18 protein-coding genes and 1 pseudogene are annotated in these 21968 nt (G+C 42.5%); 14 read left to right on the plus strand and 5 right to left on the minus strand.

Translation table 11 applies throughout. From position 1 onward, the window contains the following. Nucleotides 1-57: 57 nt before the first annotated feature. A pseudogene (locus PNIG_RS17190) lies at nt 58-611 on the minus strand (FAD:protein FMN transferase). Between the two features lie 262 nt (nt 612-873). Between PNIG_RS17190 and kdpA the strand changes: the two are divergent. The 4 genes from kdpA (at nt 874) to PNIG_RS17210 (ending at nt 5806) form a co-directional block, all read left to right on the plus strand. Further along, nucleotides 874-2604: a potassium-transporting ATPase subunit KdpA gene (kdpA, locus tag PNIG_RS17195; protein ID WP_244181081.1), complete on the plus strand. Its 1731-nt coding sequence runs from the start codon at nt 874-876 to the stop codon at nt 2602-2604. Between the two features lie 19 nt (nt 2605-2623). Beyond that, the gene (gene kdpB, locus PNIG_RS17200; protein ID WP_208619503.1) at nt 2624-4624 is read left to right on the plus strand and encodes a potassium-transporting ATPase subunit KdpB; all 2001 of its coding nucleotides are present in this window, start codon (nt 2624-2626) and stop codon (nt 4622-4624) included. A gap of 2 nt (nt 4625-4626) precedes the next feature. Further along, nucleotides 4627-5220, plus strand: a complete 594-nt coding sequence (gene kdpC, locus PNIG_RS17205; protein ID WP_089369068.1) for a potassium-transporting ATPase subunit KdpC — start codon at nt 4627-4629, stop codon at nt 5218-5220. Between the two features lie 97 nt (nt 5221-5317). Next, nucleotides 5318-5806, plus strand: coding sequence for a TorF family putative porin (locus PNIG_RS17210; protein WP_089369069.1), 489 nt, complete (start codon nt 5318-5320; stop codon nt 5804-5806). On the opposite strand, the gene PNIG_RS17215 is transcribed toward PNIG_RS17210, so the two are convergent. Continuing rightward, entirely contained in the window at nt 5803-6939 is a 1137-nt protein-coding gene (locus PNIG_RS17215) for an ISAs1 family transposase (RefSeq protein WP_089368182.1), read from the minus strand. The two genes, PNIG_RS17210 and PNIG_RS17215, sit on opposite strands and share 4 nt — an antisense overlap. A gap of 169 nt (nt 6940-7108) precedes the next feature. Between PNIG_RS17215 and PNIG_RS19980 the strand changes: the two genes are divergently transcribed. The 8 genes from PNIG_RS19980 to corA all read left to right on the plus strand — a co-directional run bounded on the left by PNIG_RS19980 (nt 7109) and on the right by corA (nt 15645). Beyond that, entirely contained in the window at nt 7109-7270 is a 162-nt protein-coding gene (locus tag PNIG_RS19980) for a TorF family putative porin (RefSeq protein WP_167376944.1), read from the plus strand. 21 nt (nt 7271-7291) lie between these two features. Next, on the plus strand, nt 7292-9961 hold the full coding sequence (locus PNIG_RS17220) for a sensor histidine kinase (RefSeq protein WP_089369070.1): 2670 nt from the start codon (nt 7292-7294) through the stop codon (nt 9959-9961). 5 nt (nt 9962-9966) lie between these two features. Continuing rightward, nucleotides 9967-10644 carry a response regulator gene (locus PNIG_RS17225; protein WP_089369071.1) on the plus strand — a complete coding sequence of 226 codons (678 nt, stop codon included), beginning with the start codon at nt 9967-9969 and terminating at the stop codon, nt 10642-10644. A 325-nt stretch (nt 10645-10969) separates the two neighbouring features. Beyond that, a complete protein-coding gene (locus PNIG_RS17230; RefSeq protein WP_089369072.1) occupies nt 10970-11770 on the plus strand; it encodes an undecaprenyl-diphosphate phosphatase in 801 nt (266 codons plus the stop codon). 9 nt (nt 11771-11779) lie between these two features. Further along, nucleotides 11780-12748: a calcium/sodium antiporter gene (locus tag PNIG_RS17235; RefSeq protein WP_089369073.1), complete on the plus strand. Its 969-nt coding sequence runs from the start codon at nt 11780-11782 to the stop codon at nt 12746-12748. A gap of 70 nt (nt 12749-12818) precedes the next feature. Next, the gene (locus tag PNIG_RS17240; RefSeq protein WP_089369074.1) at nt 12819-13670 is read left to right on the plus strand and encodes a mechanosensitive ion channel family protein; all 852 of its coding nucleotides are present in this window, start codon (nt 12819-12821) and stop codon (nt 13668-13670) included. Beyond that, complete coding sequence (locus tag PNIG_RS17245) at nt 13667-14689, plus strand: FAD:protein FMN transferase (protein ID WP_089369075.1); 1023 nt, start codon at nt 13667-13669, stop codon at nt 14687-14689. The genes PNIG_RS17240 and PNIG_RS17245 overlap by 4 nt, the downstream gene beginning before the upstream one ends. Then, nucleotides 14656-15645, plus strand: a complete 990-nt coding sequence (gene corA / locus PNIG_RS17250; protein WP_244181082.1) for a magnesium/cobalt transporter CorA — start codon at nt 14656-14658, stop codon at nt 15643-15645. Before PNIG_RS17245 ends, corA begins: the two co-directional genes overlap by 34 nt. A gap of 521 nt (nt 15646-16166) precedes the next feature. Here the strand turns inward: corA and PNIG_RS17255 are convergent. From PNIG_RS17255 to PNIG_RS17265, 3 genes are read right to left on the minus strand one after another with little or no spacing between them, the layout of a single operon-like run. Continuing rightward, nucleotides 16167-17531, minus strand: a complete 1365-nt coding sequence (locus tag PNIG_RS17255; RefSeq protein WP_089369077.1) for a TrkH family potassium uptake protein — start codon at nt 17529-17531, stop codon at nt 16167-16169. 3 nt (nt 17532-17534) lie between these two features. Continuing rightward, nucleotides 17535-18188, minus strand: a complete 654-nt coding sequence (locus PNIG_RS17260) for a potassium channel family protein (RefSeq protein WP_036983676.1) — start codon at nt 18186-18188, stop codon at nt 17535-17537. A gap of 12 nt (nt 18189-18200) precedes the next feature. Continuing rightward, nucleotides 18201-19655 (minus strand): TrkH family potassium uptake protein, encoded by a 1455-nt coding sequence (locus tag PNIG_RS17265; protein ID WP_089369078.1) that lies wholly within the window; start codon nt 19653-19655, stop codon nt 18201-18203. A gap of 206 nt (nt 19656-19861) precedes the next feature. On the opposite strand from PNIG_RS17265, the gene PNIG_RS17270 reads away from it, so the two are divergent. Both PNIG_RS17270 and PNIG_RS17275 read left to right on the plus strand, forming a co-directional pair. Then, complete coding sequence (locus PNIG_RS17270) at nt 19862-21187, plus strand: DUF4118 domain-containing protein (RefSeq protein WP_089369079.1); 1326 nt, start codon at nt 19862-19864, stop codon at nt 21185-21187. Continuing rightward, nucleotides 21180-21848 (plus strand): response regulator, encoded by a 669-nt coding sequence (locus PNIG_RS17275; protein ID WP_036983682.1) that lies wholly within the window; start codon nt 21180-21182, stop codon nt 21846-21848. The genes PNIG_RS17270 and PNIG_RS17275 overlap by 8 nt, the downstream gene beginning before the upstream one ends. Nucleotides 21849-21968: the final 120 nt, after the last annotated feature.

The following is a 21968-nucleotide window of genomic DNA, read 5'->3' on the forward strand; positions in this document are numbered from 1 at the left end:
AGCCCTTTGAGGGCGTAATCAAATAAGCCTCCGGCTTTGCCGGAGGTCAGTTAACTGCTAATACCATAGTTTGGCAATATCCACTAAACGCTGTACTGAATAGCCTTGCGCGATTGATGATAAATCAATACTAACAGCAGGATGGCTTTTGGCAAGTTGCTCAGTTGCGACGATATTAACTGAGTTGAGACCAATATGTGGGGCAAGTTGTGCCCGTTGGGAATTGTAAGCTGTTGATCACGAAACCCCCACAATGAAAAAAGCGGGGCAATGGTTAAATCGTAACAACCTGATGTAGCCTCACTTATTTGTTTTGCGATAGTAACGAGCTGGACAATTTCAGGCCCCACATTGATAGCATCCGTTGTGTGTTGTTGATTAAATTTTTCGATAATAGAATCATTACGATAATTAGACATTAAGCTGTCTATACGCTGTAACTCTTGCTCTACTGCCCGCAGAAAAGCGGGTTGACTAATCGGTTGTTCGCTCCAGTAACGAACATGATAAGTCGTGCCTTGCGCCGCGCCTGAAAAAGACTGCACTTGCTCTGTTGGCTGACAGCCCAGTAAACAAACGGCGATAGCTAATAGCATCAGTGTGGTTTTCATTCAAATTCACCTCTTAAATAATGTCGCTAAATTGTAACCTCTACAGCTACTTTTTTGCGCGGCGTTGCATCATTTTTACGAAATCTTTACGCCTTCGGCGACTATCAATCTGGAAAATTTACACCGATCCCACCTATTGTACAGCCTTAAGTTTTCTCACTAAGGAACGTTATGGGCTGGTTATTGTTATTAATACTTGGCGTGTTAAGCGCCATTTTGATTGTTGCCATGTTGGCACCTGAAAAGTTTTAAGGAATCACTGATGGAAGTGCTACTAATATTTACATTAGCTGTGCTGTTAGCATGGCCATTGGGTCGTTACATGACCGGTATATTCTCTGCGGGATCACACTGGAGTGATAAGGTTTTTTTGCCAATAGAAAATGGCATATTTAAACTACTGGGTATTAACCCACGTCATGGCATGACATGGAAAAGTTACGGTATCGCGTTTTTGTTAAGTAATTTAGTGCTCGGCATTATCGCCTATTTACTGTTGCAATTTCAGCATATATTGCCCCTTAACCCTAATGATATTGAGGCATTAGATTGGGACTTGGCGCTGCATACGGCGGTTTCGTTTTTAACCAATACAAATCAACAGCACTATTCTGGGCAGGCTCAGCTGAGTTATTTAAGCCAAGGCTTTGTCATTCTTACCTTGCAGTTTGTTACTCCGGCAATGGCATTGGCGGTTTGTGTTGCGGTATTACGCGGTATGTTAGGAGGCCGTAATGCAACAACCGCAAAAGAAGGTGAAGAGCGTAACTTAGGTAATTACTATCAAGATACCGTGCGTGCAGTGCTGAGACTGATGCTGCCACTGGCTGCGATTGTTGCACTTGCGCTAACCAGTCAAGGCGTGCCTTCAAGTTATCAGGCGAGTCCAACGGTGGACGTGGTTGAACAACAACAAACGTTGAGCGAACAAATGATCCCACTAGGGCCGGTTGCGGCTATGGTCTCAATCAAGCAATTAGGCACTAATGGCGGCGGCTGGTTTGGCCCTAACAGTAGTAATCCTTTAGAAAACCCAACCCCAGTCAGTAACGCGATTCAAACCATTGCCTTGGTATTGGTGCCGATGGCGGTGGTGTTTATGGCCGGTGGCCTATTGCGCCGACAAAAATTTACCTTGTTATCGCTTGCGGTCATGGGATTGCTTAGCTTGGCCTTTATTGGTGCCGCTGTTTATAGCGAGCAGCAGCCTAATGCCGCCTTTGCTGGGTTAGCTCAAGAGGCCGGAAATATGGAGGGTAAAGAAGTTCGCCTTGGGATTGACTTATCGGCGCTCTGGGCCACGTTTACGACTCAAACATCTAACGGCTCTGTGAATGCCATGCATGATTCACTTAATCCGATTGCCGGGCTTGTTACCCGCTCGGGGATGTTGATCAATGGTATTTGGGGCGGTATTGGATGTGGTTTTGTGAACTTTCTGGTGTATGTGTGGTTAGCGGTATTTATTGCCGGCTTGATGATTGGCCGCACCCCTGAAATTTTTGGTCGTAAGTTAGAAAAGCGTGAACTCAGTTGGTTAGGCGTGCTCTTAGTGCTGCCAAGTGCAGTGATTTTAACCTTTACTGCGATCACAGTGGCATTTCCTACATTAACAGGCAATAGCAACCCAGGCTTACATGGCGTTGCCCAAGTGTTTTATGAGTACACCTCTGCCTTTGCAAACAATGGTTCTGGTTTTGAAGGACTAGGGGATGACACCACATGGTGGAATCTAAGTTGTGTGGTGGTACTAATCTTAGGCCGTTATGTCCCTTTGGTTATTCCACTACTAATTGCTGGTTCGTTAGCGAAAAAGCGTCAAGTGCCTACCAGTGCCGGTACTTTACCACTGTATAACGTCACTTTTGCTGTCACTTTAATTACAGTGATCCTGATTATTAACTTCCTGTCATTCCTACCGTCTATGGTATTGGGTCCGATTGGTGAAGCTCTTGAGATATCACAGCAAGCCGCTGTGGTGCTAGCGCAATAGCAGTATGCAGGTGAATAAAATGAATAATACATCAAAATTAACACAAGCCAGTTGGCAGGCTTTTGCCAAACTTCATCCTAAACTGGCGGTTAAAAACCCCGTTATGCTAGTCGTGTGGGTGGCCACCCTGTTAGCTATGGTTATGACGGTGCAACAGTTTGTTGCCGGTGACAATATTGCGTTTGCTCTGGCAAGTAGTTTAGTGCTGTTTTTTACTCTATGGTTTGCCAATTTTGCGGAGGCCATTGCCGAAGCTCGAGGACGCGATCAAGCGAGTAGTTTAAAAGCAACGCGTCGAGACTTAACTGCTTTACGGGTTGATGGTAAAACGCAAAGCCAGATTTCTGCAAGTCAATTAAAAGCCGGTGATATAGTTTTGGTTCACAGTGGTGAGCTGATCCCAGCCGACGGTGAAATTGTCACCGGTGTGGCAACTATCAACGAATCGGCATTAACCGGTGAATCAGCGCCGGTACTTCGCGAAGCGGGTACCGATCATTCCGGTGTTATTGCCGGTACTAAAGTGCTAAGTGGCACAATTACAGTGCAAGTAACCGCAGAATCAGGAAACAGCTTTCTTGATAAAATGATCAGCCTAGTTGAAGGCACTAACCGTCAAAAAACACCTAATGAACTCGCCTTAACGGTACTGTTGGCTGCCCTGACTTTAGTGTTTTTAATTGCTGTTGCCACTTTACCGGCAATGGCGGGGTTTGTTGGTATTGAGCTGGATTGGTTAATGTTAATTGCACTGGTGGTGTGTTTAATTCCTACCACTATTGCAGGCTTGTTACCGGCGATTGGGATTGCGGGTATGAACCGTGCTTTGGCTGAAAATGTTATTGCAAAGTCAGGTAAAGCCGTTGAAGTTGCTGGTGATATTGACACCTTACTACTTGATAAAACAGGCACGATTACCTTTGGTGATCGCCAAGCAACAGCGTTTCTACCAGTCTCAGGTGTTGCTGAAAGTGAATTAATTGCTGGTGCACTTTGGAGTTCATTGCAAGATCCCACTCCAGAGGGGAAATCAATTGTTCAGCTTGCTAAGCAAGATGAATACAGCATTCCAACGTTAACTGAGCAAGATGAGTTTACCCCATTCAGTGCGCAAACGCGTCTTTCATCAATACAACTAGCAAGCGGTGAATGCTGGGTAAAAGGGGCAACTGATGCGGTAAAAAATTGGGCGCAACAACGTGACCTCACAGTGCCAAAAAGTTTAGATTCAATCGTCACGCGCGTTGCACAACAAGGTGCGACCCCTTTGGTGGTTGCCAGCGAGAAAGGAATTTTAGGGGTTATTCAACTGTCTGATGTGATCAAACCTGGTGTTGCCGAGCGCTTTGCTGAGTTAAGAGCATTGGGCGTACGTACTGTCATGATCACCGGTGATAACCCTATCACGGCTGGTGCAATTGCGGCCGCGGCAGGGGTGGATGACTTTGTGGCTGAGGCAAAACCTGAAGATAAACTTGAGCTGATCCGCAAAGAGCAAGCACAAGGTCGACTCGTAGCTATGGTGGGCGATGGCACGAATGATGCGCCTGCACTGGCGCAAGCAGATGTGGGTTTAGCCATGAATTCAGGCACGCAAGCTGCGAAAGAGGCGGGTAACATGGTGGATTTAGATTCCGATCCCACTAAATTACTTGCTGTTGTTGCGGTGGGTAAACAAATGTTGATCACCCGTGGCGCATTAACCACCTTCTCATTAGCAAACGATGTAGCAAAATACTTTGTGATTGTACCTGCGGTGTTCGCCAGTGCAATGCCAAGCATCAATGCGTTAAACATTATGCAGTTACCCGATCCGAAAATGGCTGTGTTGTCGGCTCTGATATTTAATGCAGTGATTATTCCAGCCCTAATTCCACTGGCATTAAAAGGTGTGAAAATTAAGCCTATCAGCGCAGAAAAGCTGCTACGCAACAATATGTTGATCTTTGGTCTGGGCGGGATTGCGCTGCCGTTTATCGCCATTAAAGTGATTGACCTACTACTTAACGGAGTATTTTAACCATGAATAGATTACATCATAGTTCTGGACAGGCACCGTGGCGTCCTGCAATCGGCTTGGCTGTTAGTATGTTGGTGATTTGCGGCGGCTTTTATGCGGCGATTATAACTGGCCTTGGCGGTCTGTTATTTCCCACTCAAGCAACAGGCAGTTTAGTGATGGTTGAAGGAAAAGCAATGGGATCGGCGTTAGTCTCCCAGCCATTTACGAGTACCGTGTATTTTCATGGCAGACCAAGCAGCGCTGATAATGACCCTATGGCAACGGGGGGCAGTAATTTAGCGCCATCAAACCCTGAGTTACGCGATAGAGTAGCGCAGCAAAGCGCTGCACTGGCTTCGACTTATCAACTTGAGCCTGAACAGTTACCGGTCGATTTGCTGGCCAGCTCTGGTTCGGGCGTAGACCCTCACATTAGCCCAGCCGCTGCGGCGTTACAGGTGGAGCGTGTAGCGCAAGCTCGGGGGATCAGCACAGAGCAAGTATCGCAATTGGTTGCGCAATATAACGAGCCTGCACAATGGGGCATTTTTGGTCAGCCTCGGGTTAATGTGCTGCTATTAAATTTAGCACTTGATAACAATTACCCTCTATAAATTAATTAGTTAGTCGATTGTGATGCGGGACAATCGACTGCCGCTCTCGTCTTAGTACAGAACGGTTTCTCTCCCGCTTTTTTATAGGAAAACAATAATGCGTTTTATACTTTCTTTAGTAACGGCTACAACCGTAATGACCAGCGCTGGCGTCGTGGCGGCCCCTTTCAGTAGTGAAGGCTCTGTAACCTTAGCATCTAATTATTATTTTCGTGGTATTTCGCAAACTGAGCAGGGGCCTGCAATTCAAGGTAGCGTGAGTATTAATCATCAGGATGGTTGGTACGCCAGTGCTTGGGGGTCAAATATTCGCTTTGGTGAAGGCAGTATGGAACTGGATTTATCACTGGGTCGTAATTGGGCTTTAGATGAAAACTGGGCTTTAGATATGGGGCTAGTACAGTATCGATATCCAGAAGGTGATAATGAGACTACAGGCTATAACTACATGGAAGGTTACGCTAAGTTAAACTATCAAGATTGGCAACTTGGTTTAGCACTAAGCGATAGTTATTTTGGTAACGATGTGGGCAAATTTTGGTATTTATCGCTTGATTGGCAACAAACATTAACCAGTCACGGCTAGCGCATTTTAATCCCAGACTCTAGCAGGGTTGAGCGGTAATCATCGTCTAGCCCTGCCATTTTCTTTTTCCTCGCCATACTTGCTGACTTAGATGCATCTTGTTTAAAAAGCGCCATGGCTATCTTTCGCATTACATTAAACATTAATGGCCCTTGAAGTTTGCGTATTCTCGATTCATCTTCTCTGAAGTTCATATCAAGCATCCAATGCATGCTTTCAACCTGCCAGTGACTGCGTACCGCATTGAGTACTTGCGCTGCATTTAAGTCTAATGAACTTATATACCAGCGTGTTTCAGTGGTATCCGACCCTGCCGACTTATCATGAACTTCAGCCCTGACCTTAATAATACTCGTTAAGCCAGGCCAACGATAATCCTTGCCTAGCCAGCTTTTATCTATAAGTAACTGCTGGCATGTACGTGTTTCAACACGCCCATGTCCTGAGCTTATTTCGGTATGTTCATCACAATTATGCTTAGTTAACCTTTCACGCTCGCACTTGTGCCACCACGCTTCTAGTTCCTTTTGCATGCCTGAATGATTACCTTTAAGTGCAAGAATATAATCTGCTTTTTGTTGGATGATTTGTTTTGCTATTTCTTGTTGGCATCCCATCGCATCTAACGTAATGATACTGTTTTCAATATCGAGCAGGGTGAGTAATTCTGGTATTGCGGTGATTTCATTTGTTTTATTATCAACAGCCGTCTGCCCAAGCACTAACTGGTGTTGGCAACTCCATGCACTGACCGTGTGTAAGGCACTTTTTCTGTCTTTTGTGGTAAATGAACGCCGTGCGGTTTTGCCATCGATAGCGATGATATCTGCACCTGTAGTTTCAATCAGTGATGATATCCAAGATTGAAATGCCCTTTCTATTTCATTTGCTTTTAACCGACACATGACGCGAGCAATCGTGTCATGTTTTGGAATTCCTGCGTTGAACGTACCGTATTTTTTTAACCAATCAAGCTTTAGGTGCCCAAAGTCTTCAATATCTTCCCATCCTTCTGCACCAGAGAGTACAGCGCTAATAGCAAGGAGAAGAATATCGATAAGTTCATGCTTTTTACAACGTTCAATGCGAGGATCTGTAATTGAATTAAAATGTTTCAGAAAAGTAGTGCTCATATTTATGCGACCAAGTAATTATTATGCCTTGATCTGATCACTACTTGCTCTATAAGTTCAATTTATAATGATCTTGCCGTGATTAACCAGTGAGCTACAGCTAAATTGGCATTTAGGGTACAATCAATTCGATAATGATCAAGAGTTTAAAACTTTTTTAGGCTCGCCAGTGATGGATGGCTCAGGGTATACTGATTGGGGGCTGACGCTGTCGACTGAGCAACTAGGGCTAACTTGGTCAGTTGGCTATGTTGGCAATTCAATTGCCAGTGATGCCTGCGCTGATATATGCGATAACCGTTTGCTATTAAGTGCAGCAAAAAGTTTTTAATTCCACTGAAAAGGAACTGTCGTGGCCGTTGATCCTCGTAACCAAAAAGCCGATGCGCTACTAAAAATCTTGCAACAACATCAAGGTGGGCAACTAAAAATTTTTATTGGTGCCGCCCCTGGCGTTGGAAAAACCTGTGCTATGCTTAATGCGGCCAGAGAATATATGCAACAAGGCGCGTCGGTAAAAATAGGTTTGATTGAAACCCACGGCAGAGCCGAGACGCAACGTTTACTCGAGGGCTTTGATATTTTACCTCGACGTGAAATTAGTTATCACGATCAACAACTGAGTGAATTTGATCTAGATGCCGCATTGGCAGCCAAACCGCAACTGATTTTGGTCGATGAACTCGCTCATACCAATATTCCCGGTAGTCGCCATAAAAGGCGCTATCAAGATATCGCCGAATTGCTGGAAGCGGGCATTGATGTGTATACCACGATGAATGTGCAGCATATTGCCAGCCTCAACGATTTGGTATTACAGATCAGTGGTGTTAGGGTTAAAGAAACCGTACCTGATCAGTTTATTGACCGCGCTCAGCAACTGGTGTTCGTCGATTTAGCTCCTAATCATTTATTGGACCGCCTAGCCCAAGGGCAAGTGTATCTTGGCGACTATGCCGAACAAGCGATACAGCAATTTTTTCAATTAGAAACGTTAACCGCACTGCGTGAAATGGCGATGAAGCGGGTGATCGGGCATGTTGACGATCAACTAAAAAATGAACAAGAAGCCAAAGCGCGCAGTAACGATTATTTAATTCAAGATAAGGTGTTGGTGTTGATCTCGAATCGCCGTGATCATGAACACCTTATTCGTATTGGCCGACAAATGGCAGAAAAACGCCACACACCTTGGATTGTGGTGTGGGTGGACACTGGAAAAATACATAACCAGCTTGAGCAAAAACGATTGCAATCGGCTTTTGCATTGGCAAAAGAGCTGGGAGCAGAAACCGATACATTACGTGGTCCCTCCAGCATACAAACTATTTTACCCTATATTAGTGAACATAGGATCAATACCGTGTTAGTGGGCGCGGGCACTAAGCGGCGCTTGCAACCATGGCGTAAACCTTTATATCAACAATTAATCAATAGCGGTTTACCGATAGAAGTGTCGGTTTGGCAAGCCAGTAAACGCCAGCACAAGTACGTAACAGAAGCCGCTCCGTCACTGGCATTTGGCCAAAAAATGGGCTATTTGTTTGGTTCACTTTTGGTTGCTGTAGCCAGCGCGGTTGCACTTGCATTATCAAGTTGGTTGCAAAGTGGTAACTTAGTACTGGTGTATGTATTAGCTGTGGTATTTTGTGGCTTAAAATACGGCGCGCGGCCTGCGATTTTTACCGCTTTATTGTCATTTCTAAGTTTTAACTTTTTTCTTACCGATCCGTATTACACCTTTTTCGTTAATAAAAATGATGATATTGCCACCTTACTGTTTTTATTTGTGATTGGTGTTGTGTGTGGGCCTGCGGCATCGCGTATTCGTCAACAGTTCTTATTATTAAAAGAGGCGAATCGTTATACTGAGCTGCAACGTGATTTTGCTCAGCAATTAACGGTGATCAATCAAGCCGATGAATTGTGCCTAACCTTGGCTGGGCAGTTACAGCAAGCACTGGACTGCCCAGCTCATGTGGTGGTTTTTGAGCATCATCAGCAACAGATCAGCCCTCGTTTAGGGCAGCCTTTACAGTCACTTGATCAAGCTATGGTTGATTGGTGTTATGCCCACAATCAAATGGCTGGTCGTTTTAGCGATACCTTAAATGCCAGTGATTGGACGGCATTTCCAATACAAGCTGATAATAAATCGATTGCAGTACTATTGCTAAAGTTTGCCAAAGAGCAGCAGGTGTTCACAGAGCAAGATAACAATTTGATCCGTACCTTTGTACAGCAAATGGTTAATGTGTGGCAACGTATTCATCTTAATAATGAGCTTGAAGCATCGACTCGCAAAGCGGAAATGGAACAGCTTCGTTCGGCATTATTAGCCTCAGTATCCCATGATTTACGTTCACCTTTGTCTGCCATGATGGGCTCGGCAGAAAGCTTAAAAGTACTCGATAAACAGCTATCAGCGCAAGACAGAGTGGATTTACTTGAAACCATCATACATGAAAGCCGACGTCTTGATCGTTACATTGAAAACTTGCTCGATATGACCCGCTTAGGTCATGGTACCTTAAAATTAGAGCGCGATTGGGTGCCTGTGGCTGATATTATTGGCAGTGCTAAACTGCGCTTAAAATATTTATTTCCTGATATTGAAGTGGACTATCAAGAGCAAAAAAACTTGCCTTTGCTGTATGCTCATGCGGCTTTGTTAGAGCAAGGCATTTTTAATATTTTGGAAAACGCAGCAAAATACAGCCCAATTGATGAGCCGGTGATCATTACTGCGAATCAGGATGGCCGACTGTGTCGCATTGAAATCGAAGATCATGGCCCTGGTATTGCTGAAGAATTACAAGAAAAAGTATTTGATATGTTTTACGTGGTCGCCGATGGTGATAGTAAACGGCACAATACCGGTATGGGCTTAGCCATTTGCCGTGGTATGATTGCGGCTCATGGCGGTAAGGTTAAGGCTGATACAGCCCGCTCTGGCAGTGGTTCGCGTTTTATTATTGAACTGCCCTTACCCGATCCCCAAGACATCCCAGTAAGAGGTTAACCTGCGTGTCGGCACATATTTTAGTTGTAGATGACGAATTTCAGATCCGTAAAATGTTGCGAATTGCACTGAAAAGTGTCGGTTATGAGGTCTGTGAAGCTGAATCAGTGAGTACTGGGTTGGCAGCAGCTGTTCGCCAACAACCAGATTTAGTTATTTTGGATTTAGGCTTGCCAGATGGCGATGGCTTAGCGCTATTAGCCGAAATTCGCAGTTTTTCGAGTGTGCCGGTGATTGTGTTATCAGTGCGCAGTGCAGATCTCGATAAAATCAAAGCCCTTGATATTGGCGCGCAAGATTATGTTACTAAACCGTTTAGCGTGGAAGAGTTATTAGCTCGGGTGAGAGCCCAGCTGCGAGACCGATTTCCAGATAAAACCGCCTCTGTACTTGATGATGGTCATTTAAAAATTGATTTAGCGCGGCGTTTAGTGACCTGTAACGGCAAATTAGTAGAACTGACTCCAAAAGAATATGCGGTGCTTGCCAAGCTTGCTCAACATCGACAATGTGTTATTACCCAAAAACAGCTGTTAGAACATATTTGGGGGCCAAGTCATGCACAAAATACCCATTATTTACGTATTGTGGTCAGTCATATTCGCCATAAAATAGGCGATGATCCAACCACGCCACGTTATTTGATCACCGAAGCGGGTATCGGCTATCGCTTAATGTTGTAAAGTTGTGTGTTCTATAGCAAGTCAAAGATGAGCCAACATACTGCGTGCAGATTCAATACTTATTACTAAGTTGTAAATAAGTATAAATGATTATACCATATATCTCTAACCTTAGGGGAGTAGTCTCTCAGCTCTACTGAGATAATCGTCAACAGTCCCCGAACAGCAGTTCGTGGCGGTTATGTCCAAATTGGATTGACAAGACTTAAGGCAAGTGTCGCTCTCGGGGTGGAGGGTTTCGCTTGTCTTTGTTCTTGCCGCCCCAAGGAACTGTTCATGAAGATATTCAAAAGCCAATGCGTACGCCCTAATACAGGGGATATGCATGGATTCTATTAATGCTATTTTACTTGGCATCGTTCAAGGTATTACAGAATTTTTACCGATTTCTAGTTCTGCTCATTTGATTTTGGCACCCTTGTTCGCTGGATGGCAAGACCAAGGCGTAGCATTTGATCTTGCAGTACATGTTGGAACGTTGTTTGCTGTACTGCTTTATTTTAGAAAAGATGTTAAAGAATTAACCCGAGATGGATTGTTGTCGTTACAACATCGTCAATGTGTTGGACAGGGAAAACTCGCGTTTTTTATAATGGTTGCAACCATTCCCGCTGTATTAGCTGGGTTATTGTTGATGGATCTTATCGATAATCAACTGCGCTCAGTAGCTATTATTTTTGCCACTACATTGTTCTTTGGTCTTTTATTGGGATGGGCTGATTGGAAACCCAATAAACAGCGTCAGTTAGACGATTTGAAATTCAAAGATGTGCTTTTTATCGGCGTCGCGCAAGCGGTTGCGCTCATTCCTGGCACATCACGCTCTGGGGCTACCATTACCATGGCTTTATTGCTGGGACTAAGCAGAGAAGCCTCGTCTCGCTTCTCCTTTTTGTTAGCAATACCCATAACTGCGCTCGCCTCTGCCGCAAAACTGATAGATGTCGCTCAGTCAAACGCAAGTGTTGACTGGCTGGCTTTCCTTATTGGGGGCATTACATCATTTTTGATGGCATTAACAGCAATTCACTTTTTCTTAAAATGGTTAAATCAGTTCGGTATGTGGCCCTATGTCATATATCGCATCCTCTTAGCTGGCCTAATTTACTTTTTCTTTTTAACGTAAGGTAACACTATGACACTCGCGATTTTAGCCATTTTAGGTGGCTTTATTTTATTGGTTTGGAGCGCTGACCGCTTTGTTGATGGTGCGGCCGCGACTGCAAAATATGCTGGCATGCCGTCACTGCTAATTGGAATGGTCATTGTTGGTTTCGGTACGTCTGCGCCTGAAATGGTGGTCTCTGCCATGGCGGCCATTGATGGCAATCCTGATTTGGCCCTTGGTAATGCGCTGGGTTCAAATATTGTTAATACCGGATTGATACTGGGTATTACCGCCATTATTACGCCAATTTTAGTGCAGTCAAAAATAGTCAGAAAAGAAATCCCATTATTATTACTGATAAGTTTAGCGCTGGGTTATTTTCTTTGGGATGGCGCGTTAACTCGTGTTGAATCAATCCTTCTTTTGGTAGGTTTTTTTACCTTAATTGGCTGGAGCATATACTCTGCCATGAAAGGCAAAGGAGACATATTAGAAGGCGAAATGGACCAAGAACTGGCAGAACACGCCATGCCGATAAAAAAGGCGGTTTTTTGGCTAGTACTTGGGCTGGTATTACTGATAGTGAGTTCGCGAGTACTTGTCTGGGGAGCGGTTAGTATTGCAGAAGCACTGGGTGTGAGTGATTTAATTATCGGTTTAACAATTGTCGCATTGGGCACCTCGCTACCTGAATTAGCCGCATCCATCATTGCGGTTAGAAAAGGTGAGCATGACATCGCTATTGGCAATGTGGTGGGGTCGAACATGTTTAACTTACTGGCAGTAACCGGTATTGCCGGAGTCATATCACCCATGACTAATTTGTCTTCTGATGTGCTATCTCGCGACTGGTTGGTTATGATGGGCTTGACACTCGCGTTACTATTCATGGCGTATGGCTTTCGTGGCGCTGGACGGATTAACCGATTTGAAGGTGCGGGCTTGTTGGTCGCATTTTGTGCTTACAATGTCTGGTTAGTTTCGTCTGTTATTTGATAACGACATTTAAAAATTAAGAAATTTGCATTTGAATTCGCTTCAAATGCATATAAAGAAAGAGATATATATGAAAGATTCACTTATTCAATTTTGGCAAAGTCATTCTGAGACAATAATAGCACTCGGTTATAATTTAATTTTAGCGATTGTTATTTTGGTGGCTAGCTCATTGATAGCAAGAGCAGTACGTAAGGCGATTAAAAATACCAACTCTAAGCTGAATAAAATTGACGCGACCCTGATACCGATCTTTTCAGCGGTTGCCAGTTATGCGGTATATGTCATTGGTGGTGTATTTATTTTAGATATCTTTGGCGTAAATACCGCGAGTCTTATCGCTCTGGTTGGTGCCGCAGGCCTAGCAGTTGGTCTTGCGCTTAAAGATACACTCAGCAACATCGCTGCTGGGATCATGCTATTGATATTACGACCTTTTAAAACTGGGGATTTTATCGAGTTTGGCTCAACCCAAGGGACAGTAAAAGAAATCAGTTTATTCACTACAGTGCTTGAAACCATAGATGGATTGTACATTGCCTCGCCGAATAGCGTCTTGTGGGGTAATAACATCAAAAACTTCACGCGCAATGGTAAGCGACGAATGGATATTGTTGTGGGTATTTCCTATTCAGACTCGATAGATGACGGGTTTAAAATATTGCAGGCTGTAGCAGCAAATGAATCAAGATTGATGACTGAACCAGCGCCTCAAGTCATGGTTGCATCCATGGCCGATAGCGCAGTAAATATTCAGCTTAGAGCATGGGCAACAAATGAAAACTATTGGTCTGCTTATTGGGATTTGAATAAACAAGTAAAAGAAGCCGTTGAAGCGGCTGGTCTAACGATCCCTTTTCCACAACGCACACTGCACGTTGTGTCTGAGCAACGTTTATCTACTGTAAAGGATAAGTCATGAAGCGATTAACTTTGGTGGTGTTAATCAGCTTAATGCTTGGCTTGGTGGCGTGCTCTAAGCCTGTTGAGGTAAAAATGTTAAGTGGCGCTGCACAAGGCACCACTTGGCATGTTTCAGTGTGGAGCAACTCCGCAATTGATACCGAAAGATTACAGGAAGAGATAGAAGCTGAGTTCCTGCGAATTGATAAAATGATGTCGAATTACCATTCAGACTCAGTCATTGAGCAGTTTAATCGCAGTGAAAACCCTCAAGCTATTGAAGTTGGGGAAGAAATTGTCAGCTTGGTTAACATTGCTCGACAAGTGAGTCAGGCAACCAATGGCTGCTATGACTTGACCGTTAAGCCGCTCTTTGATTTGTGGGGGTTTAGCAAAGATGTATTTAATGCCCCCTCTGAAACAGACATCCAAAATGCCATAAAAAAAATTGGCCTAAGTTATCTTACTTCACCAACACAAACCAGCCTGTTAAAAAAACAGCCAGAATTAAGTGTTGATCTATCCTCGATAGCACAAGGTTATAGTGTGTCGCGTATTGCAAAGGTAGTTGAGAGCGCTGGAATAACCGATTACCTAGTTGAAATAGGTGGTGAGATGCAAACTCGCGGGCACAAACCAGATGACTCGTTCTGGCGCATTGCGATAGAACGCCCCTTACCTGGCGATAGGGTTGTTCAAAAAGTGATTGATATTAAGCAGGATGATTCAATTGCTATTATGACGTCAGGCACTTACCGACACTACTTCGATGAACAAGGCAAGCGCTTTAGTCATGTTTTGGATGCACGAACAGGCAAACCGGTTACTCACTCTACCTTATCTGTTACTGTACTTCATGACGACCCCACGCAAGCAGATGCGTGGTCAACAGCCCTACTGTGTCTCGGTGAAAGTGACGCTATACGAGTCGCTAACGAACATGGCGTTGCCGCTTTTATTGTGAGGGAAGAGAAGGGTTCGCTAATCGAGAGCAGCAGTAATGCGTGGAATACGATGAAAAATATAGGGGTAAACTGATGTTAAGACTATTCTCAATTCATCAGAATGTTATTCAGGAAATTGAACATGATGCTGAAAATCTATCTAGTGTCATAAATGGCGCGCAATGGATTGATGTTCATGAGCCTAATGAATTTGATCGTTCGTTATTGATGGAGCTATTGCATACAGAGCTTCCTGAATCCAACGATATTGAAGAGATTGAAGCATCAGCACGCTGTTTTGTTGATAAATCCGGTATTCATATCCATTCGTTGTTTATGACGCAGTCTGAGGGACGTCATCAGACGGTAAGTGTTGCGTGTATTTTACAGAAAGAACGATTGATCACGATCCGCGATGGCGATATTGCAGACTTTCGTTTGCTGAGAATGCGAGCGCGTCGTGGGCAAGTGGAGTCCCGTTCGCCGCAAGACTTGCTAGTGACATTATTGGAACAAAAAGTTGAGAATCACGCTGACTCGCTGGAAGACTTACATCGAGAGTTAGAGGCCGTAAGCTATTTAGTATTGGAAGATGAGACATCCGAACTGGAAGACGCAATAGGAAAGCTGGCTAGACTGGAAGACACAAATGGTAAAATCCGTCTGTGTTTAATGGATACACAACGAGATATCTCATTTTTACTCAGGCACTTGACTGTTCAATCGTCAGAACAGGAAACGCTTAGAGAAATCATGCGGGATATTGAGACCTTGATGTCACATACCACCTTTTTATTCGATAAAATCAATTTTTTGATGGATTCAACACAAGGTTTTATCAATATAGAACAAAATAAAATTATAAAGATTTTTTCTATTGCAGCCGTCGTGTTTTTGCCTCCAACGCTTATCGCTAGTATGTATGGGATGAATTTTGAATTTATGCCAGAGCTTAAGTGGGCATTCGGTTATCCATGGGCTATTGGGTTAATGATTGCTGCGGGTTTTTCACCTTACTTGTATTTTAAACGCAAGGGGTGGCTTAAATAATGGAATTGTGAATAGTAAATAAGCTGGCTCAGCTTCTTAGTCCAAGATGGCCATAAACACTGGCCAATTTCTTGTGATTAGTTCGTTTGACGTCAAACTAATTTTATTTTGCAAAACTTGAAGCAGTGGCGTTTTCCCCAGTGTGGTTTGCAGAAAACGCTTGTTTTTCTCCTGCGAACTTTCCACCATAACGGCGCAACAATTCAAAACAGCCCAAGCAAAGTGAATATTAATATGCTTTATATTCATGATTTTTTGTTCTGAAAATAATGTCTAAATGAACTGACCGATACACAAGACTTCAACAACTAATAGGGCGCTTTTTATGATAACAATAAAAATACCTGGCGGGACAACTAAGATTATAACAGACAACGTTGCTAGCCCTTTTTATTAACAATGTATTACAACCCTTGTCCTAAAATTATTTTTTCGTCTTTGTGATATTTTATTTTAAACGGGTATTGTTTGGTATTTGGACAACTCGGGTAATTTGATAAGGCTAATTACCCGAGTTTTAGTTAACCAATAGAGAGTTGCGCGCTTGGGTACCTTAGTTTTTTACTACGTGGACTTGCTAAAAAATAGGCGATTGTTAGCGGACCTATTCTGCCCATAAACATTAAAAACATAATGATAAATTCACCTATTGGTGACAGCGAACCTGTTAAACCTCGAGATAAGCCAACAGTGCCTATTGCTGATACCGCTTCGAATGCAATATCAATAAAAGGTGCATCTTCGACTAACAATAAAACGAAAATAGCAAGCCAGGTAACTCCTGCAGAAATAATAGTTAAAGCTAATGCTTTATACACAGATTCTTTGTCTATTTCTCGGCGTAACACAGTGATCCCTTTATCACGTCTGAGGTAGCTATAGGTTGCTAATATTAAAACAATAAACGTAACGACCTTTATGCCACTTGCGGTACTCAAAGAGCCGCCACCAATAAACATAAGCATCATAGTTAAAGCGGTGCTGGCATTTTTTAATTCTTCAATAGCAATGGTATTGAATCCCGCAGTACGGGGAGTGACAGCTTGAAACCAAGCAGCTAACCATTTACCTACTTCAGACAGTGGTTGCAGTGTTTTTGGATTATCGTATTCAATCGCGTAAATAAGCAATAATGCAATAACGTTAATAATAACTGTGCTGATCAACATTAATTTACTGTAAGTACATAGTTTTGCCCAACGTTTCGATTTATATAAGTCCATTAATACGGTAAAGCCTAAACCACCAATTATAAACAAACCAGTTATAGTAAGGTTAATCACAGGGTCGGCCACATATGCCATTAAACTGTTTGGGCTCAATGCAAAGCCAGCATTATTAAAAGCACTAATAGTATAAAATACTGCATGCGCAAATGCTTTTAGCCAGCCCATTTCTTGGCCCCAATATAAGGTTAAAATGGTAATACCAAGGCTTTCTACTAGCAGTGAAAATAATAAAACTGACTTAGCAGTGCTGACCAAAGTAGAAGTATCGGTTTGATTATAAGCCGCTTTAGTAATAGTTTTTTGCATAAATCCGACTTTGTTACCAAGTGCTATCAGTGTGACCACAGCAAACGTCATCAGTCCTAAACCACCGAGTTGAATCAATAGTGCAATAACACCTTGCCCAAAGGCGGTAAACGCAGAGCCGGTATCCACAACAACCAACCCGGTTACAGTAACAGCAGACGTTGCCGTGAATAAACTTTGTTCCCAAGAAATAGGAATATGTGCAGCAAAAGGGAGTTTAAGTAATATTGCACCCAGCAATATTAAAAAAATAAAACCAGTGCTTAATATAACCGGAGGTGCGGCGTTTAATTTTTTATTTCCTCTTGGCTTTCGCTCAATTGGAGTTTGTAGGGGATGCCACTGAACCATAGTTTATACCAGCCTTGGTGCAATATGTTTTAATTCAGCTCTATTACCTGTTAATAGTAAGCTATCACGTTCATTCAGGCTAAAGTGGTGTTCAAGTTTTACAAATGTTTGTTTGCCACGTTTTACCAGTAACGGCTCTATTTCGCCTTTAAGATCTTTTAATAGTTGGCCAATCGTTACACCGTGTAAATTAGGTTTTATATGAACTTCAACAACATACAATCCATTCCCTAAGGCTATATAATCGTTCACCATCGGGTAATTAAGCGCTTGTGCTACGCGTACGCCCATTTCTTCTTCTGGATGAATAATCCGTGTAACACCCAGTTTAGAAATAATAGTATGGTGGGCTTTAGTGCTCGCTTTTACCCATATTTGCTCAACCGCTAGGTTCTTTAATGCAAGCGTACACAGAATGCTCGATTGCATGTCTTCACCAATGGCCACTAAAACGGCTTGGCTATTGGCTAAATCAAGCTCTTTAAGTGCGGCTTCATCGGTGGAGTCGCATACTACGGTTTCAGATAAATGCTCGACATATTTCTCAGCGAGCTTAGGGTTGCTATCAACCCCTGTGACTGTATGCCCTAAATGAATTAACTCAAGACTTGCAGCGATACCAAATCGTCCGAGTCCAATAACAGTAAAGTGAGCCATAATTTTCCTTTATTATTTTTGCCAAAAAGCACGTGTAAATAATGCAAATACGGTAAAGTATTCTAATCGTCCTACGATCATAGCGATAGAGAGAATAAGTGTCCCTGTGTCTGTAACAGGTTGAAAATTTGAACCAACTTCACCAAATCCAGGGCCCAGCACATTTACACAGGCAGCTACCGCTGTAAATGCACTCCAAAAATCAAGACCTGTAGCCATTAATAATAAAGTAAAAAGTAGGCTTGAACCTGCAGCAAAAGTCATAAATGCCATAATGGCATGGCGAATATCTTCTGTTACAGAAATACCTTGGTATTTAATGGTAAAAATAGCTCGCGGGTGTATAGTTTGTTTAATATTTAGATTAATTATTTTGGCAACAATAATATTACGTATAATTTTATTTCCTCCTGCTGTTGAACCTGCGCACCCGCCTAAATAACCTACAAAAACAAGCAAAAATCCCGCTACAGGAGGCCAGTCGGTGTAGCCTGCGGCACCAAATCCTGTACTGGTAATAAAAGAGATTATATGAAACATAGAAAAGCTAAATGCCTCTAATGTATTTGTATAGGTATCTTTTAATAACAGCAATGAAGTTAAAAGAGCTGTTAATACCATGATTATGTAAATGAAGTATCGGGTTTCTTCATCGTCATAGTAACCACGTATACTTCTTTTATGTGCAACACGAAAATGCAAACCAAAGTTTACAGCCCCAGCGATCATAAATAAATTTGAGATCCATAGTAATAAATGACTTTGGTAGTACCACATACTGGCATCATGCGTTGAAAACCCCCCAGTTGAAACTGTGGTAAAAGCATGCGCTATCGCATCATAAAAGCTCATGCCACCTACATAATAAGCTAAGGTACAGAGTAGAGTAATTGTTAAGTAAACACCCCATAAATAATGAGCGGTACTGGCAACTCGAGGAGTTAATTTTTCGTCTTTAATGGGGCCTGGGGTTTCTGCTTTTAGTAGTTTCATACCGCCTACATTCAGCATAGGTAAAATGGCGACAACAAAAATCACAATTCCGAGTCCACCCATCCATTGTAAAAATTGTCGATAAAGTAAAAAGGTAGGGGGCATACCATCAAGATCTGAAAGTATTGTAGCGCCCGTTGTGGTTAGCCCACTTATGGATTCAAAAATACCGTCAACAATGCTTACATCAGTGACTAAAATAATCGGTATTGCACCTAATATGCCAATTACAGCCCATGTGATGGTTGCATAAATAAGGGCATCTCTGAAATTAGCTTTTGCTAAGTTGGCCTTACGTAAATTTATTAATAAAAGTAAGGCAATAAAAAATAGGCTAGCACCGGGGGCTATAAAACTAGTAACTACACGATCTTTGAAAACAAATAGCGAAAGCGCAGCAAAAATTAATTGCACACTCGCCATCCAAATTATAGGAAAGGCGAGTAGCCTTAACGTCACTCTCCAATTTATCATTACAGCGCCTTTTAAATATGAAAACGTGACATACACACAACACAAATTAAGTAAGTTAGAATATGACTAAATGCAATGGAAAAGTCAGCGCTGGGTATGAAGCTTTATAAAGATTTAATGAATAAAGTAAAAAACTTTATAAAAATTTTATAAAGTTAACGTTAAAAAGATAGTAACCTAGTCTGGCAGTAGTAGAGGAATGACGAATGAGCCAATTACAGGCTAAATCAAATAGGTGTAAAGCATTTTTTTTAGCGGTAGCTATGCCATTTATTGTGGCTATGGTTATTTATCCTTTTAAAAACTGGTTTACCACCACAGACATTGTAATGCTGCAGTTGTTATGGGTTACATGGGTTGCTGTGCGAAGCAATCGCCGAGTCGCTGCCTTAACCACTTTGGTGAGTGTTGCCTGTACTGACTGGTTTTTTGTTTTACCCTATTTTACTTTTCATATTGAAAACATTGAATATTTAGTAACCTTCACGGTTATGCTTATTGTTGGGCTTGTTATTAGCCAGCTAGCAGGGGAGCTCAATACTAAAGTCAGAGATGTGCAATTACATGCCAGTAATAGCCGCACCTTGTATGAACTGGCCAAAGACCTAAATAGCCTAGATACGCTGGATGAACAAAAAAAGTACTTTGTACAGCGGATCGGTAAGCATTTAAATGCATCTTGCATATTTATGCCTGCAGCACCGCGAGGCAACAGTGAATTTATATTACTTAGTGAGGCTAACCCGAGCTGGGGCGGGTTTAATTTTACTAAACGGTTAACGCAAGGGCAAAAAGCCTTTGCTGATACCGCTATTTCGCTGCTTTATCAAGTACATGAAAAAACGTTATTACGCCAGCAGTCGGCTGCTATTTCGGTGCAAGCGGAATTAGAACGCGCTAAAAATGCACTTTTACGTAGTTTGTCACATGATTTACGCACACCACTGGCAACCATTATGGGCGCATCCAGCATGCTTGCAGATGATGAAATTACCCTCAGTGACAGCGTGATAAAAGAGCAAGCGAGTAATATTTATGAGCAAAGTAAAATACTTAATCAGCACTTTGATAAAGTCATGGAGTTAAGCCGAGTTAATAAAATGGGTGAAAACCTATGTTGGCAAACAATAAACTTACAAGCATTACTCAGTGAAGCCAAAGCTCGCAGACAGCAGCAACTCACTCATTTTGTTATAGATACCAATATAGACGCTCAGTCAAAATGCGCAGGGGATGTGACTTTATTAGAAATTGCGCTGGCTAATATGCTCGAAAATGCATGGCGTTATGGTGATGGGAAGGTGAGCGTTGAATTTACGCAAAGTAGCAATCAGCAAAAGGTATGTTATCAGTTACTTCTCACTAATAACGTGATCACTAAAGCGCAAACAAGTAGCGATGAAGGCGTTGGGCTGGGCAGTATTATTTGTGATGTGGTGGCTAAATTTCACCAAGGTACATTTACATTAACAATTAACAACGAGACACAGATGGCGTACGCAAAATTGATCTGGGAAAAAGACAATGACTAAAATCTTAATATTGGAAGACTCTCCCCCTTTACAAAGCTTTTTAAAAACCTTGTTGCAAGCCAGTGGTTACGAGCTAAGTATTTGTGATAAAGGCTTAGATGGTTTTGCACGTTTAAGTGAGCAAAGTTATGATCTTGTGTTATTAGACTTAGGCTTGTTAGATATGGACGGTCAAGACTGGCTGATTGAGTTTCGACAATGGAGTGCCTTACCTGTTTTGGTGCTGTCAGCGCGAGATGGCGAAGTTGAAAAGGTAACCGCGCTTGATAATGGAGCAAATGACTATATTACCAAACCGTTTAGCGCGAATGAGTTACTCGCCAGAATTCGGGTGTTATTGCGCACCCAAAGTCAGCCGAGTGTGGCGTTTACCTGTGGGAATATAAAAATAGATCCACAAAAGCACATAGTAACCACCTCGGGGAATGAGATAAAACTGACTAAAAAAGAGTACGCAATATTATTATTGCTGTTTCAAAATAAAGATAAAGTACTCACTCATAATGCAATTTTAAGCCATATTTGGGGAGCGCAGTACATAAACCGCCCTGAATATGTGCGAGTACATGTAGCGCAGCTCAGACAAAAACTAGAAGCTAACCCTGCTAGTCCAAAATACATATTAACTGAACCCGCTGTGGGTTATCGGTTGGTCGATTAAACAATAAGAACTTTTCAGTCTGCTCTACAACTCAGCGAGTCTGATAAATTATATTAATAACGTCATCGCAGTTATTTTAATACCCCGCTTTTGCATTAATTTCTACACAATTCATTTGCC

The organism is Pseudoalteromonas nigrifaciens (assembly GCF_002221505.1).
In the GTDB taxonomy this organism is placed as follows: Bacteria; Pseudomonadota; Gammaproteobacteria; order Enterobacterales; family Alteromonadaceae; genus Pseudoalteromonas; species Pseudoalteromonas nigrifaciens.

Coding starts and splice junctions, on each gene's coding strand:
- kdpA (WP_244181081.1), top strand. CDS start 874: ATGGAAGTGCTACTAATATTTACATTAGCTGTGCTGTTAGCATGGCCA.
- kdpB (WP_208619503.1), top strand. CDS start 2,624: ATGAATAATACATCAAAATTAACACAAGCCAGTTGGCAGGCTTTTGCC.
- kdpC (WP_089369068.1), top strand. CDS start 4,627: ATGAATAGATTACATCATAGTTCTGGACAGGCACCGTGGCGTCCTGCA.
- PNIG_RS17210 (WP_089369069.1), top strand. CDS start 5,318: ATGCGTTTTATACTTTCTTTAGTAACGGCTACAACCGTAATGACCAGC.
- PNIG_RS17215 (WP_089368182.1), bottom strand. CDS start 6,939: ATGAGCACTACTTTTCTGAAACATTTTAATTCAATTACAGATCCTCGC.
- PNIG_RS17230 (WP_089369072.1), top strand. CDS start 10,970: ATGGATTCTATTAATGCTATTTTACTTGGCATCGTTCAAGGTATTACA.
- PNIG_RS17235 (WP_089369073.1), top strand. CDS start 11,780: ATGACACTCGCGATTTTAGCCATTTTAGGTGGCTTTATTTTATTGGTT.
- PNIG_RS17240 (WP_089369074.1), top strand. CDS start 12,819: ATGAAAGATTCACTTATTCAATTTTGGCAAAGTCATTCTGAGACAATA.
- PNIG_RS17245 (WP_089369075.1), top strand. CDS start 13,667: ATGAAGCGATTAACTTTGGTGGTGTTAATCAGCTTAATGCTTGGCTTG.
- PNIG_RS17255 (WP_089369077.1), bottom strand. CDS start 17,531: ATGGTTCAGTGGCATCCCCTACAAACTCCAATTGAGCGAAAGCCAAGA.
- PNIG_RS17260 (WP_036983676.1), bottom strand. CDS start 18,188: ATGGCTCACTTTACTGTTATTGGACTCGGACGATTTGGTATCGCTGCA.
- PNIG_RS17265 (WP_089369078.1), bottom strand. CDS start 19,655: ATGATAAATTGGAGAGTGACGTTAAGGCTACTCGCCTTTCCTATAATT.
- PNIG_RS17270 (WP_089369079.1), top strand. CDS start 19,862: ATGAGCCAATTACAGGCTAAATCAAATAGGTGTAAAGCATTTTTTTTA.
- PNIG_RS17275 (WP_036983682.1), top strand. CDS start 21,180: ATGACTAAAATCTTAATATTGGAAGACTCTCCCCCTTTACAAAGCTTT.